Below are 14,456 nucleotides of genomic sequence, written 5' to 3' on the forward strand. Positions count from 1 at the left end.
TCTGCCTTCCTTTGGAAGTGGCGATAGCCCCGGCGTGGAAATGGCGTTAGCATCCATTCCATTGGTTAAACAGCGTGTTTTTCAGATCAGGGTCGCATTGTGGAAAAGCTAAATCGCCTTCAGAGCGGAATCGAAGGTCTGGATGCTCTGCTCAAGGGAGGGTTTGTCGCAGGTGCCTCCTATATCATTCAGGGGCGTCCGGGGTCTGGCAAAACCATCCTCGCCAATCAACTTGGATTTCACCATGCAAGCAATGGCGGCCGGGTGCTGGTCGCCACGCTGCTGGCCGAATCCCACGACCGGCTGTTTCAGTTCCTGTCGACATTGAGCTTCTTCGATGCGGCCAGGGTTGGCGCTGAAATCCAGTTCGTCAGCGCGTTCGATACGCTGGAAAACGAAGGGCTTGATGAGGTCGTCAAGTTGCTGCGCCGCGAGATCAGCCGTCAGAAAGCCACAGTGATGGTGGTCGACGGCTTGCTCAACGCACGGTCGAAGGCCGACTCACCGATCGACACCAAGAAATTCATCTCCGAACTGCAAGGGCATGCCGCGTTTGCCGGTTGCACGGTGCTGTTTCTCACCAGTTCGCGACTGGACGACGGCAGCCCTGAACACACCATGGTCGATGGCGTCATCGAAATGGGTGAAGAGCTGTTCGGCACACGCTCGGTACGCCGCATTCAGATGCGCAAGACCCGCGGCAGCGGTGCCCTGACCGGGTTGCACGAGTGCGAAATCACCGATCAGGGGCTGGTGGTCTATCCGCGTCTGGAGAGCCTCTACAGCCATCCGTCATCGGCCGACAGCGCCGACATGACCCGGATTGGCAGCGGCATTCCTGCACTGGACCAGATTTTGGGCGGCGGCCTGTACAGTTCCAGCGTAACGCTGGTCATGGGGCCTTCCGGGATCGGCAAGACGACGCTGGGGCTCAAATTCCTGTCCGAGTCGACGGTCGAGGAACCGGGCCTGCACTTCGGTTTCTATGAGAGCCCACAACGCTTGCGTCTGAAGGGCGAGTCGTTGGGGATCGATATCAAGAGCATGGAGCGCAGCGGTGCCTTGAGCATTGTCTGGCAGCCGACCACCGAAGGACTGCTGGATGGATTGGGCGCGCGCCTGCTGAGCATTGTTGAAGAGAAGGGCATCAAGCGTCTGTTCATCGATAGCTTGAGCGGCATGACCCGGGTTTCGACCAATCCGGCACGCATCACTGACTTTTACAGCGCGCTGATGAACGAATTGCGCTCCCGCGGAGTGACAGTCTTTGCTTCATGGGAAATGCGCGGCATGTTCGGTTCCGAGATCAGCGCACCGAACTCTGACCTGTCGAGCATTGTCGACAACCTGATGCTCATGCGCTTCTTCGAGAATCGCTCTGAACTAAGCAGGACCGTTTCCATTCTTAAAGTTAGAGATAGCTCTTATGACCCCTCACTCTTCGAGGTGGTTATCCGTGACCAAGACGTTGATCTGAAAAAGGCTTCAAGTAATGAACCGCCAGTTCCCACTCATTCAGCGCTGCCTGGTTCAACATCCTAAGTCTTTGATTCGGGTTAAATTGACATGACCACTATCCTGGTCGTCGACGACGAGTATTTGATCGCTGATATTCTCGGCTATGCACTGGAAGACGAGGGGTACATGGTCGTGAAAGCGAGTAATGGCCAGAAGGGACTTGAAGTGCTGGACCGCGAACGCCCCGCACTGATCATTACTGACTTCATGATGCCGGTGATGGACGGCCTCGAGTTTGCCAAAGCCGTCCGCGCACAGCCCTCCGTCAATCATCTGCCGATCATTCTGGTCAGCGGCGCGCAAGCGCATATCGGCATGCAGCGCTCGGACCTGTTCGACGCGGTGCTGGATAAGCCATTCAACATTGACGTGGTGATTGCCGAGGTCAGAAGCCTTCTGCGGGCTGGCAGCTGATCCAGCCTCACTGACTATTCGGGTTGTCCAGACTTGCCCAGCGCATGCTCGATGATCAGCGCGGCCAGCAAGCGCACCGGTTCTGTGAGGCTTTGCCGAGACCGGTGGATCAGCCCGATATCACGATGAAATGTGTGCTGCCCCAGATCCAGCGCGCGTACGCCCTCCGGCAATTGTTCGAGCGTTGCGGTCTGCGGTACCAGCGCCACGCCGACGCCGTTCTCCACCAGTTTGACGATCGCTTCCAGCTCATCCAGCTCGCAAACCTCGCGCAAGTTGAAGTGCATCTGCCGCAGGAAACGATCGACCTGCCTGCCACCAAATGACGACCGGTCGTAGCGAACGAACGGCTGACTCGAAAGCAATTCGACCCAGTCTTCTCCTGGCAGGTCCTGCGGTACGAGCAGGCGATAAGGCTCAAGCGCCAGCGTGGTCCAGCGCAAATCGCTGTGCAGCGAGAAGGGCGGACGGATGATCGCAGCCATGTCGATCTCGCCGGCATCCACCAGATTGACTAACTCCATCGACAGACCGGGGACGACCCGTGTCCTGCACTGCGGACTTTGCTGGTGAAATCTGGCGAGCGCATCCGGCAGAAACGAGCGCTGCACAGACGCGATGGCCCCGACATTGACGAGCACGCTCGCCGGCAATCCGACCGTGCTCGACCCCAGATTCTCGTAAAGGCGCAACAGCTCCTGAGCTTGCAGAAGTATCTGATGACCCATTCGATTGAGATGGGCAGTGCGGCCCTTGCGGTCAAATATCTCAAAGCCGAGTTCGGCCTCCAGGCGCTGGATCTGCGCGCTGACGGCGGCCTGCGTCAGGCCGATTTTATTACCCGCAGCGGCGAAAGTGCCTTCGCGTGCAACCGCGATGAGTGTCTTCAGTTCTTTGATCATTCACAAATATTAATTGTGTTTCTGAGAAATATATATTGATTTTTTTGCTGGAATTGCCGGCCTAGGATGGGCCTGTCATCCACCAACAACAATATCGCCCTGGAGTTCTGATGAGCCTCTCGCCTTTCCACCTCGCAATACCGGTTTACGACCTCGCAGCTGCGCGCACCTTTTACGGTGAAGTGTTCGGTCTGGAAGAAGGTCGTTCCAGCAATCAGTGGGTCGACTTCGACTTTTACGGCCATCAACTGGTGATTCACGAACATCCGAAAACCGCCTCGCAGGAAAGCGTCCATAGCAACCCGGTCGATGGGCATGACGTCCCGGTTCCGCACTTCGGGATCATTCTGGGCTGGGCCGAATGGGAAGCACTGGCGGAACGCCTGAAGTCTTTCGGCACCGAGTTTGTCATCGAGCCCTACATCCGTTTCAAAGGCCAGGTCGGCGAACAAGCCACCATGTTCTTGTTCGACCCGTGCGGCAACGCGCTTGAATTCAAGGCCTTCAAGGATATGGGCCAACTGTTCGCCAAATAACCGCAGTACCCATGGCACAACCCTGTTGTGCCATTTGATCTCAAGTGAGCTGGAAGCTCATGACTCTAGCAACTGCCATTAACGCAGACCTTTCATTCCAACAAGAAGGCTAGACATGAAACGTATTCCCTTGGTGTGGCAAATCGTTGCCGGGCTGTTGCTCGGCGTGTTCGTCGGTTGGTATTTCAATACGCATCCGCAGTATCAATCGTGGGTCAGCGCGGAAATTCTCAAACCGTTGGGCGACATCTTCATCAAGATGATGAAGATGGTGGTGGTGCCGATCGTGTTCTGTTGCATGATTCTCGGCATTGCAGGTGGCGGTGATAACAAGTCGTTCGGCCGCATGGGCGCCAAGTCGTTAGGCTACTTCTTTGCGATCACCGGGCTGGCGATTGTGCTGGGCCTGGTTTTTGCGAACATCTTCGAGCCTGGCAGCGGGACTGATATTTCCGGTATTACCCATAGCGCTGCGTCGATAACCATGGAGCCTTCAAAGGGCGCCTTGGTGATCGTGCAGAACATAGTCCCTGATAACGTGTTTGTGGCGATGTCGGAAGCGAAGTTGCTTTCGGTACTGTTCTTCGCGGTGTTGTTTGGCATGGCATTGAATGCGCTGCCAAGGGAGAAAAGCGCGCCTGTGGTAGCGGTGGTGCAGGGCATTTCCGATGCGATGTTCAAAGTGGTGTCGATCGTTATGGCCTACGCGCCGATTGGTGTGTTCGGCATGATCGGCGCGACGGTCGCGACCTTTGGTTTTGCCTCGCTATTGCCGCTGCTCAAATTGATCGGTGTGGTTTATCTGGCGCTGGTTGTGTTCGCCGTGGTGGTGCTCGGCGGGATCTGTTATCTGATCGGCGAGAACATCTTCAAGTTGATCAAATACTTTCGCAACGAGCTGATTCTGGCGTTCTCGAGCGCCGCTTCCGCAGCAGTCATGCCGCAGTTGATGAGCAAACTGGAAAGTTATGGCGTGCCGCGCCGGATCGTCAGTTTTGTGGTGCCGGTGGGCTATGCGTTCAACCTTGATGGGGCGTCAATTTTCCTCGGCGTGGCGACGATTTTTGTCGCTCAGCTGTATGGCATCGACCTGTCACTTTCGCAGCAGATTCTGCTGGTGGTGACGATGGTGCTGACCTCCAAAGGCGCTGCCGGAGTGCCTGGTTTTGCCATCATTATTTTGTCGGCAACGCTGGCGTCTGCCGGTCTGCCATTGGAGGGTGTGGCACTGATCGCGGGCATCTTCCGCATCATCGACAGCGGCACCACGACGCTGAACGTGCTGGGTAATGCGGTTGCACCGTTGGTGATTGCGAAGTGGGAGAGGGCGGCGTTAGAGCCTTCGTCAACGATATCGGCAGTGCAAAAAGTCTAATGTTCCAGGTCACTTCGTCAGGTGACGGCACGAGTTGCTAGACGACCGGTCTAGTTTTGTATAGGCTGCTTCCCCATGAAGAAACCTATCCAAGACATGCGACAGCACATCATCGATGTGGCCAAGTCGCTGATGACCAACAAAGGCTACACCGCCGTCGGCTTGTCGGAAGTGCTGACAACCGCCGGCGTGCCTAAGGGGTCGTTCTATCACTACTTCCGTTCGAAAGAGGAATTCGGTCAGGCGCTGCTCGAAGAATACTTTCAGGAGTACATCGGCCGTGTCGACATCGTCATGGCGGCAGAGGGCACTGGCGCCGAGCGGCTGTTGGGCTACTTGAACTATTGGGCCAAGACCCAGGCGTTTGATCACCCCGAGGAGAAATGCCTGGTGGTGAAACTCGGTGCTGAAGTCTGCGACTTGTCCGAAGACATGCGCACGGTGCTGGAGGAAGGCACCGCGCTGATCATCCAGCGTATCGAACGCTGTGTTGGACAGGGCATGGCGGACGGCTCTGTGACAACGACCCAGGATGCGGCTTCGTTAGCCGAATCGCTCTATCAGCTCTGGCTGGGTGCTTCGTTGCTGGTCAAGGTCAAGAAGACCACCGACCCGTTTGAAACCGCACTGATCACGAGCAAACGCCTGCTGGTATAGAGGCGTTTTTTTTAACCGGTTAACTAGACGACCGGTCTAATATTTGAGGAATTCAACATGATTGATAACAGTCGCAACACCGATCTTTTCGCGCCGACGCAGATGGGCGCGCTGCAATTGGCCAACCGCATCGTGATGGCTCCCGTGACACGTAGCCGCATGGCCGAAGACGGCGTGCCCAACGAACTGCACGCCACTTATTACGCCCAGCGGGCCAGCGCCGGCCTGATCATTGCCGAAGCCACAAACATTTCGGCGCAAGGCCGTGGCTATGCCAAAACGCCGGGCATCTGGACCGAGGAGCAAGTCGCAGGCTGGAAAAAAGTCACCGACGCGGTCCACGCGGCGGGCGGCAAAATCGTCAGCCAACTGTGGCATGTCGGGCGCTTTTCCAGCGTCGAGTTGCAACCGAACGGCGAATCGCCGGTGGCTCCGTCGGCGATCAAAGCCGAGGGCAGCACCTACACCGAAAACGGCTTCGTTGAAGTATCAATGCCGCGCGCCCTGGAAACCTCGGAAATCCCCGGCATCATCGAGCAGTACAGACACGCGGCCGAAAATGCTAAACGCGCCGGTTTCGATGGCGTGGAAGTGCACTCCGCCAATAGTTATCTGCTTGACCAGTTTCTGCGCGATTCGACCAATCAGCGCACTGACCAATACGGCGGTTCGATTGAAAACCGCACACGTCTGACGCTGGAAGTCACCGAGGCCGTTGTTGAGATCTGGGGCAGTGATCGGGTCGGCATCCGTCTTTCGCCAGTGACCCCGGATGCGGGAAATACGCCGCCCGACAGCAATGTCATGGCGACTTACGGCTATCTGATCCAGCAGCTCAATCGCTTCAATCTGGCCTATTTGCACTTTGTCGAAGGCGCCACTGCCACCTCGCGCACCGTGCCGGAAGGCGTGGATCTGGACGCACTGAGCGCGCAGTTCGAAGGGGCGTTCATCGGCAACAACAACTACGACCTGGACATGGCGCTGGAGCGTCGGGCGCAGGGCCGCATCGACGCGGTGGCATTCGGTCGCCTGTTCATCTCCAACCCGGATCTGGTGCAACGACTGCGTCGCGGCATCGAGCTGACCATCGCCCCGCGTGAGAGCTACTACGGCGGCGGCGCCAAGGGTTACACCGACTGGCCGAACGCTGCTGCCTGAGTCGGGCCGATCAGAATTCACCGCGAAGAGACATTGAACATGAATTATCTGCAAAACAAAGTCGCCATCGTCACCGGCGCGTCCTCCGGCATTGGTGCCGCTACGACTCGCGCGCTGGCTGCACATGGCGTGCGCGTCGTGGCCGCTGCGCTTGATCAGCAAGGACTCGAAGCGTTTGTCGCCGAGCTGTGCGAAGCGGGCCACGACGTGGTCGCGTTCACCACCGACGTGACCCGGCCGGAGCAGACCAGCGCGCTGGCGCAGTTTGCCCACGAAACCTACGGCGCCGTCGACATTCTGGTCAACAACGCCGGCCTGATGCTGTTCTCCAACTGGGTCGATCTGGCGGTGCAGGACTGGGACAAGATGATCGACGTGAACATCAAAGGCTATCTCAACGCCATCGCCGGCGTGCTGCCGTTCATGCTGGAACAGAAGTCCGGGCAGATCCTCAACATGGACTCCGTGGCCGGCCATCAGGTCGGGCCAGCGGCGGGCGTCTACAGCGCTACCAAATTCTTCGTCCAGGCCATGACCGAGTCGATGCGCAAAGAGCTCGGCGTGCAGCACGGCATTCGCGTCAACACCGTCAGCCCCGGCGTGATCAACACCGGTTGGGCCGACAAGGTCAGCGATCCCGAAGGGCGCAAAGCCGCGCAGGAACTGAACAAAATCGCCATCGCGCCGGATGACATTGCGCGCGCCGTGATCTATGCGCTCAACCAACCGGAAAACGTAACGGTCAACGACCTGATCATCTCGCCGACGCGCCAGAACTGGTAAGCATCGTCAGCCATCACTTCAGCACTCAATTCCGAGTGCTCACCCAAAGGAAACCACTATGTCGAAGAACATCAAAGCCGTCACCACCGCTGACTACAACGCGGTCATCGCCACCGCCAATCAATACGTCGAAGGCCTGCGCGTCGGTAGCTCCGCCGATATCGCCAAAGCCTTCCACCAAGACGCCGTGATGTACGGTTTCACCAATGGCCAACTGCTCGGTGGCCCGATCAAGAACCTGTTCGATTTTGTCGACAGCAATGGCAAAGCCGCCAACATCACAACCCGACTCGACGTGCTGGCGATCACGCCAACCACCGCTGTGGTACGCGTTGATATGGAGCAGGACGCCATCGGCGCCGACTACAACGATTACTTGACCCTGATCAAAATCGACGGCAGCTGGGAAGTCATCGCCAAGGTTTATCACCAGTTCGAAAACTGATTCCGGTCGCCCCGGTGGAAAGTCCGCCGGGGTGGCTTTCACGCCTGATTAATCAAGAGGAAATCACAGTGCCGATGGTCGAGTTTTCCGCTGTCCTGGACAGTGAAGCAGGACACGCATGGAGCGTGTTGAAGCAGTTTGGCGAAATCCACAAATGGCATCCATCAATTGTGCAAAGCACGATTGAGGGCGATCAGCCTGAGGCAATCGTCGGTTGCGTGCGCAAACTGGTATTGACCGATGGCGCGATTGTCAGAGAGCGTTTACTGGCAGTTGATGATCGGAATCTGACGCTGTCGTACCGCTTCGAAGAAGCGCCGCTCCCGCTGGATAACTACGTGGCCACGGTGAAGCTTGAGCCACTCACCGGCCAGGCAAAATCCTTTATCAAATGGTCGGCCAGCTTCGATGTGCGCGATCTGGCGACTGCGCAGCACTATGAAGCGCTGATCCGTGGACTGATTGTGGACGGTCACAACAGTCTTCAGGAATTCCTCGCGACGTCGTGAGCCTTACTGCACCGAACCTTTCTGCCGGCGGCAACGCTCCGAGCAATAACGCACCTCGTCCCAACAGCGCGCCCATTTCTTGCGCCACGCAAAGGGTAGCCCGCAGACCACGCAGGTTTTGACCGGGAGTTCGCTTTTCTTCAAAGCGCCTCCCCGGCGTCCAGTTTCGCCAGCAGCATCTGCCCGCGTTGCCACAGCGCTTGCTGCTTGGCCTCGGTCATACGATCAAGGTTTTTGTAGAGCATGCCCATGCGCTGATTGCTGCGCAGTAGGTCGCCGTGGCGCATCAGGAAATGCCAGTACAGGGAATTGAACGGGCAGGCGTTGTCAGCAGTGCTTTCGGTGACTTTGTACGCGCAGTCGCCGCAGTAATTCGACATGCGTTTGATGTACTGGCCGCTGGCGCAATAAGGCTTGGAGCCGAGGTAGCCGCCATCGGCGTGCATGACCATGCCCAGCGTATTGGGCAGTTCGACCCAGTCGAAGGCGTCCATGTAGATCGCCAGATACCATTCGCAGATCTCGCTCGGCGCAATGCCGGCGAGCAGGGCAAAGTTGCCCGTCACCATCAATCGCTGGATGTGATGCGCGTAGGCGAATTCCAGACTCTGGCCGATCGCTTGGCGCATGCAGTTCATCTTGGTCTCAGCGGTCCAGTAGAACTCCGGCAGCGCGCGGCTGTTGCCGAACACGTTGCCATTGGCGTAATCGGGCATCTTCAGCCAGTACACGCCGCGCACGTATTCACGCCAGCCGATCAACTGGCGGATGAAGCCTTCAGCGGCATTCAAAGGCACACCACCCGACCAGTAGGCAGACTCGACGTCGCTGCATACCTGACGCAAATCCAGCAGGCCGATATTCAGCGCGGCGCTGATGCGTGCGTGAAACAGGAACGGCTCGTTGCTGGCCATCGCGTCCTGATAGTCGCCAAATCCCGCCAGCCCGTAATCCAGAAAATACGCCCACAGTTCTTGAGCCTCGGCGTGGGTCACCGGGTAGTCGAAATTGCCCACGGCGCCGTAGTGATTGGCGAAGCGCTCTTTGACTAGCGTGATCACTTCGCGAGTAATCGAATCTGCCGAGAAACGTACGGGGTAGGGCGCCTTCACGCCCTTGGGCAATGCCTTGCGATTGTCCGCATCGAAGTTCCACGCGCCGCCGACCGGCGTACCGTCGCCGTTGAGCAAAAGCCTGCTTTTGCGACGCATCTCGCGATAGAAGAACTCCATGCGCAGTTGCTTCTTGTCCTTGGCCCAGGCAGCGAATTCGTCACGGCTACACAGGAAACGGCTGTCAGCGTGCCACTCGATCGACAGGCCACAATCCTTCATCGATTGCTCCAGCCGCCAGTCGCCGCACTCGGTTACGTGCACTTCTTCAGCGCGCGTCTGCGCCTGCCAGCGCTGTAACTCGCCGGGCACCGAACCGGTGTTTTGCGGGTCATCGAGGGTGACGTACTGCACCTGAAAACCCTGCTGGCGCAGTTCTTTGGCAAAATGGCGCATGGCACTGAAGATCAGCACGATCTTCTGCGGATGGTGCGGCACATGGCTGGCTTCCTCCATGACCTCCACCAACAACACCCTGTCGCGCTCGGCATCCAACCCCTGCAAGCAAGCCAGATCAAACGATAACTGGTCGCCGAGAACCAGGCACAGACGGCGAATCGCGTTCATTTAGCTCAATCCAATAGGTGACCATGAGGTCTAGACACTATTTTCGCCTGCAAACTCCACGCGCCTCAATGCCGTTGTTGCGGCGCGTCCGGCGATCAACGCCAGAACAGCGGCTACGCCGAGCAAAACCGCACTCAATTCGAACGTTGCACGGTAGCCGCTGGTATCGAAAACCAACCCGCCAAGGGTCGCGCCCGAAGCAATCGCCAACTGGATGATTGCCACCATCAGCCCGCCGCCCGCTTCGGCGTCGTCCGGCAAGGTCCTCGCCAGCCACGTCCACCAGCCAACCGGCGCGGCGGTCGCGACGAGTCCCCACAAGCCCAGCAATACCGTGGTGATCAGCGCCGAGCTGCCGAACGCGACCAGCGCCATGGCGATCACCGCCATCAACATTGGGATCACGATCAACGTCCGCTGCAGGCCTTTTTTGATGAAAGCTTCAATCAGGAACGTCCCGGCAAGCCCGGCCAATCCCAACACCAGCAACATCAGCGACAACATGGAAACGCTGACGTGAGTGACGGTTTCCAGGAACGGTCGCAGGTAGGTGAACAGCATGAACTGGCCCATGAAAAACACGCTGACGGCAATCATGCCCAGTGCGACGGGTCCGCTCTTCATCAACCGGAAGACATTGGCGCTAGCAGTACTGACCTGGGCTTTCATTGCCGGCAGGCTGAACAACAGCCAGACCGTGGCGATCAGCCCCATCGGCACCACGCAAAAGAACGCGCCGCGCCAGCCGATCAGCGAACCGAGGAAGCTGCCCAGCGGCGCTGCAACCACCGTCGCCAGTGCGTTGCCGCCATTGACGATGGCCATCGCCCGCGTCACCTGATCATCAGGTACCAGGCGCATGGCCGTCGCCGCCGACAGCGACCAGAACCCACCGATGGCTACGCCGATCAGCGCACGGCCAAGCATGAATATTGTGTAATTGGGCGCGAACGCTACCACCGTTCCGGACAAGATCATCAGCACGGCCAACGACACCAGCAGCGCTTTGCGCCCGACCCGCGCGGCGACCAGCGGGATCAACAGACTGGTGAACAAGGCAAATACGCCCGACACGGAAATGCCCTGGCCGGCCTGTCCTTCAGTGACGTGCAGATCCGCCGCGATCGGCGTCAGCAGGCTGACCGGCATGAACTCGGACGCCACCAGCACAAATGCGGCCAGTGACATGGCGAAGACCGCGCCCCAGGAATGCCCGGGCGCTGTGAGAGGGGACTGGGTCATGGTTTGAATCCTGTATTGCGTGAAGCGTCGCGGCCTCGCGAGCGAGGCCGCGATCAGGCTACTTCAGGTGAGTTTTGAAAAACGCAGTCAACTTGGCGAACGGAATCAGCTCGACCCGATCGTAAAGATCCACGTGCCCGGCGCCCGGAACGATCACCAGCTCTTTAGGCTCGGCGGCGCGCTCGAAGGCGTCCTCGCTGAACTCACGCGAGTGCGCCGCAGCGCCGGCGATGAACAGCATTGGCCGCGGCGAAATGCTCTCGATATCGTTGAACGGATAGAAGTTCATGAACTTCACGTTGCTGGTCAGCGTCGGCATGGTGGTGGTCTGCGCCGAGGCGCCGGCCGGAGTGACTTCGCCGCGCGGGGTGCGATAGAAGTCGTAAAACTCATCGCCGATGGCATTGCCGGTCAGTTGCAGCGGCGTGCCGCCGGTGTAGCGCACCGCGCCGCCCTGGAATTCCACATCACGCTGCGCGGCTGCTTCAGCAATGATTTTCTGACGCTGGGCCAGTGTCACCGAGTGCTTGAGGCCGTTGCGGTTGGCTGCGCCCATGTCGTACATGCTCACGGTGGCAATGGCTTTCATACGCGGATCGATCTTCGCCGCACTGATGGCGAAGCTGCCACTGCCGCAGATGCCGATCACGCCGATACGCTGGGGATCAACCAGTGGTCGAGTGCCGAGGAAATCCACGGCGGCGCTGAAGTCTTCGGCGTAGATATCCGGCGACACGGCCTGACGCGGCGTACCGGCACTGGCGCCCCAGAACGACAAGTCCAGCGACAAGGTGACAAAGCCTTGCTCGGCCATTTTGGTGGCGTACAGGTTGGCACTTTGTTCCTTCACTGCGCCCATCGGATGACCGACGATGATAGCGGCGTTTTTCGAGTCGGATTTCAGGCCTTTCGGGGTGAACAGATTGCCCGCGACCTGCATACCGTACTGGTTATTGAAGGTGACTTTTTCCACGTTCACCTTGGCGCTTTTGTAGAAGTTATCGGCACCGTTTGACATATCGGCTCCCATTGAAGAAAACGAGGTCACAAGCAGCCCGAGGGCCAGCAAAATTCCTTTCACGGGTAAATCCTTTCGAGTGAGTGGGCGAGCCAACATTCTCCCGCCCACGCCAGGCGTGCCGTAGTGCAATGCGCTGGATTGCTTGCCTGATCCTATGAGTCTTGAGTGTTTAGCGCGACGCATGTGCGCGGGGGCGTTAGAGTTCAGGCAAAGAGGGATTGAACGAATATGGCCAGCCAGCACGAAATCACTACTCAGCACATCGCGCTCCAGCAAGCGCTGATGCAGACCATTGCCGGGCGCGTTGCAGAACCGGGTGACTTCCCGATGCCGATTGCCGGACTTGGCTTCTTCCGCCGCGAACAGCCATCAGCGCCGGTGGTGTGCATGGTCGAGCCGAGCATCATTCTGGTGGCCCAAGGCGAGAAGCAGCTGTGGGTCGGCGGCGAGGGGTATCCCTACGACACCTCGCGGTTTCTGGTCACGTCGTTGAACCTGCCGGCAAATTCCGAGGTGCTGGTGGCCAGTCCGGAGCAGCCGTGTCTGGGGCTGACGTTCAAACTCGACCTGCGCATGCTCGTCGAGCTGGTGGCGCAGAGTGAAACGCCGCCGGCCCGCGAGCGAGCGGTTGCCAAAGGCGTGGGTATCGGCACGGTCACTGTCGATATGCTGAGGTCATTCGAGCGGCTGCTGGCACTGCTCGATGAACCCGAAGCGATCCCGGTGCTCGCACCGCTGATCCAGCGCGAGATTCACTATCGTCTGCTGCAAAGCGATCAGGCGGGGCGGCTGCGGCAAATCATCGCCGTCGACGGTCAGGGCTACCGGATCGCCAAAGCCATCGACTGGCTGAAAGTCAATTACACCTCACCGGTACGCATCGAAGAACTGGCCGCACGGGTGCAGATGAGCGCGCCAACCTTCCATCACCACTTCCGCCAACTGACCGCCATGAGCCCGTTGCAGTACCAGAAATGGCTGCGTCTGAATGAGGCGCGGCGACTGATGCTGGTCGAGCATCAGGATGCGTCAACGGCGGCGTTCAAGGTCGGTTATGAAAGTCCGTCGCAATTCAGCCGCGAGTACAGTCGGCTGTTCGGGGCGGCGCCGAAGCGCGATATCGAAGCGTTGCGCGGGGTTTGATGCCCACCCGCAGGTGGGCATCGCGGAGGGTTATCCAGCCAGCGTCGCGTTATCAATCACGAAGCGATACTTCACATCGCCCTTGAGCAGGCGCTCGTAGGATTCGTTGATCTGATCCGCGCGAATCAGTTCGATATCCGACACGATGCCGTGCTCGGCGCAGAAATGGGCACAATCACGCAGGCGAGGTGTGAGACATCAGCAGGGATTTAATCCAGATCTGCAGCTTCATGCCGCTCGGGCACCTGACTCGCCTCATCGCCCCACGTGCGATTGACGCGCTGACCGCGAATCACCGCCGGCCGCTTGGCAATTTCTTCGGCCCAGCGCTGCAGGTGCGTGTACTCGTGCGCCGAGAGAAACTCCGCCGCCGAGTAGACATTGTTGCGAATCAGTTGCCCGTACCACGGCCAGACCGCGATGTCGGCGATGCTGTAACTGTCGCCCGCCAGGTAACGACTTTCGCCGAGGCGTCGATCCAATACATCCAGTTGACGTTTGGTTTCCATGGTAAAGCGGTTGATCGGGTACTCAAGCTTGTCCGGCGCGTACGCATAGAAGTGCCCGAAGCCGCCGCCCAGATAGGGTGCGGCGCCCATTTGCCAGAACAGCCAGTTCAAAGTTTCGGTACGACCGGCCGGATCGGTTGGCAGGAATGCGCCGAACTTCTCCGCGAGATACAGCAGAATCGCGCCCGATTCGAACACGCGAATCGCCGGCTCGACGCTGCGATCGAGCAACGCCGGAATCTTCGAATTCGGATTGATCTCGACGAAGCCGCTGGAAAACTGATCACCCTCGCCGATACGGATCAGCCAGGCGTCGTACTCGGCCTCGCTATGCCCCAGCGCCAACAGCTCTTCGAGCAGGATCGTGACTTTCACGCCATTCGGTGTGGCCAGCGAATACAGCTGCAACGGCTGCTTGCCAACCGGCAGAGTCTTTTCATGCGTCGGCCCGGCAGTCGGGCGATTGATGTTGGCGAACTGACCGCCAGACGGCGCGTCGTTTTTCCAGACTTGCGGCGGAACGTAAGACGCTTTGCTCATGACACAGACCTCATCGGTTGCT

At 58.6% G+C, this 14,456-nt stretch carries 16 protein-coding genes and 1 pseudogene; 10 read left to right on the top strand and 7 right to left on the bottom strand.

The features are described 5' to 3' along the window. Positions 1–99 precede the first annotated feature (99 nt). A complete protein-coding gene (locus tag ACP7EE_RS11495) occupies positions 100–1,542 on the top strand; it encodes an ATPase domain-containing protein (RefSeq protein ID WP_420650258.1) in 1,443 nt (480 codons plus the stop codon). Positions 1,543–1,566: 24 nt separating this feature from the next. Further along, entirely contained in the window at positions 1,567–1,932 is a 366-nt protein-coding gene (locus ACP7EE_RS11500; protein ID WP_426201358.1) for a response regulator transcription factor, read from the top strand. 14 nt (positions 1,933–1,946) lie between these two features. Here the strand turns inward: ACP7EE_RS11500 and ACP7EE_RS11505 are convergent, their stop codons facing one another. Next, positions 1,947–2,834, bottom strand: a complete 888-nt coding sequence (locus ACP7EE_RS11505; protein ID WP_426234595.1) for a LysR substrate-binding domain-containing protein — start codon at positions 2,832–2,834, stop codon at positions 1,947–1,949. A 110-nt stretch (positions 2,835–2,944) separates the two neighbouring features. Between ACP7EE_RS11505 and ACP7EE_RS11510 the strand changes: the two genes are divergently transcribed. The 7 genes from ACP7EE_RS11510 (at position 2,945) to ACP7EE_RS11540 (ending at position 8,300) form a co-directional block, all read left to right on the top strand. Beyond that, positions 2,945–3,370, top strand: coding sequence for a VOC family protein (locus tag ACP7EE_RS11510; RefSeq protein ID WP_426234596.1), 426 nt, complete (start codon positions 2,945–2,947; stop codon positions 3,368–3,370). Between the two features lie 115 nt (positions 3,371–3,485). After that, positions 3,486–4,745, top strand: coding sequence for a cation:dicarboxylate symporter family transporter (locus ACP7EE_RS11515; RefSeq protein ID WP_426201354.1), 1,260 nt, complete (start codon positions 3,486–3,488; stop codon positions 4,743–4,745). 75 nt (positions 4,746–4,820) lie between these two features. Further along, positions 4,821–5,402, top strand: coding sequence for a TetR/AcrR family transcriptional regulator (locus ACP7EE_RS11520; protein ID WP_426234597.1), 582 nt, complete (start codon positions 4,821–4,823; stop codon positions 5,400–5,402). Positions 5,403–5,459: 57 nt separating this feature from the next. After that, entirely contained in the window at positions 5,460–6,563 is a 1,104-nt protein-coding gene (locus ACP7EE_RS11525) for an alkene reductase (protein ID WP_426234598.1), read from the top strand. A gap of 39 nt (positions 6,564–6,602) precedes the next feature. Continuing rightward, on the top strand, positions 6,603–7,346 hold the full coding sequence (locus ACP7EE_RS11530; protein ID WP_426234599.1) for an SDR family oxidoreductase: 744 nt from the start codon (positions 6,603–6,605) through the stop codon (positions 7,344–7,346). Between the two features lie 58 nt (positions 7,347–7,404). Next, complete coding sequence (locus ACP7EE_RS11535; RefSeq protein WP_426234600.1) at positions 7,405–7,791, top strand: nuclear transport factor 2 family protein; 387 nt, start codon at positions 7,405–7,407, stop codon at positions 7,789–7,791. Positions 7,792–7,865: 74 nt separating this feature from the next. Then, complete coding sequence (locus ACP7EE_RS11540; protein WP_426234601.1) at positions 7,866–8,300, top strand: SRPBCC family protein; 435 nt, start codon at positions 7,866–7,868, stop codon at positions 8,298–8,300. Between the two features lie 3 nt (positions 8,301–8,303). Here ACP7EE_RS11540 and ACP7EE_RS11545 read toward each other — a convergent pair whose 3' ends face one another. The 4 genes from ACP7EE_RS11545 to ACP7EE_RS11560 are packed head-to-tail and all read right to left on the bottom strand — an operon-like array spanning position 8,304 to position 12,302. Beyond that, a complete protein-coding gene (locus tag ACP7EE_RS11545; RefSeq protein WP_420650267.1) occupies positions 8,304–8,444 on the bottom strand; it encodes a DUF2256 domain-containing protein in 141 nt (46 codons plus the stop codon). After that, entirely contained in the window at positions 8,441–9,979 is a 1,539-nt protein-coding gene (locus ACP7EE_RS11550) for a cryptochrome/photolyase family protein (RefSeq protein WP_426234602.1), read from the bottom strand. The genes ACP7EE_RS11545 and ACP7EE_RS11550 overlap by 4 nt, the downstream gene beginning before the upstream one ends. 30 nt (positions 9,980–10,009) lie before the next feature. Continuing rightward, positions 10,010–11,221 carry an MFS transporter gene (locus ACP7EE_RS11555; protein WP_426234603.1) on the bottom strand — a complete coding sequence of 404 codons (1,212 nt, stop codon included), beginning with the start codon at positions 11,219–11,221 and terminating at the stop codon, positions 10,010–10,012. Between the two features lie 58 nt (positions 11,222–11,279). Next, the gene (locus tag ACP7EE_RS11560; protein ID WP_426234604.1) at positions 11,280–12,302 is read right to left on the bottom strand and encodes an alpha/beta hydrolase; all 1,023 of its coding nucleotides are present in this window, start codon (positions 12,300–12,302) and stop codon (positions 11,280–11,282) included. A gap of 222 nt (positions 12,303–12,524) precedes the next feature. Between ACP7EE_RS11560 and ACP7EE_RS11565 the strand changes: the two genes are divergently transcribed. After that, a complete protein-coding gene (locus ACP7EE_RS11565; protein WP_426234740.1) occupies positions 12,525–13,385 on the top strand; it encodes an AraC family transcriptional regulator N-terminal domain-containing protein in 861 nt (286 codons plus the stop codon). Positions 13,386–13,415: 30 nt separating this feature from the next. Here the strand turns inward: ACP7EE_RS11565 and ACP7EE_RS11570 are convergent. Together ACP7EE_RS11570 and yghU are read right to left on the bottom strand one after the other, a co-directional pair. Beyond that, positions 13,416–13,553 (bottom strand): annotated as a pseudogene (locus ACP7EE_RS11570) (NAD(P)-dependent alcohol dehydrogenase); the annotation flags it as partial. 41 nt (positions 13,554–13,594) lie between these two features. Beyond that, entirely contained in the window at positions 13,595–14,434 is an 840-nt protein-coding gene (gene yghU, locus ACP7EE_RS11575) for a glutathione-dependent disulfide-bond oxidoreductase (protein WP_426234605.1), read from the bottom strand. Between the last annotated feature and the right edge of the window lie 22 nt (positions 14,435–14,456).

The sequence above is a fragment of the Pseudomonas sp. TWP3-2 genome (genome assembly GCF_049897765.1).
Classification (GTDB): domain Bacteria; phylum Pseudomonadota; class Gammaproteobacteria; order Pseudomonadales; family Pseudomonadaceae; genus Aquipseudomonas.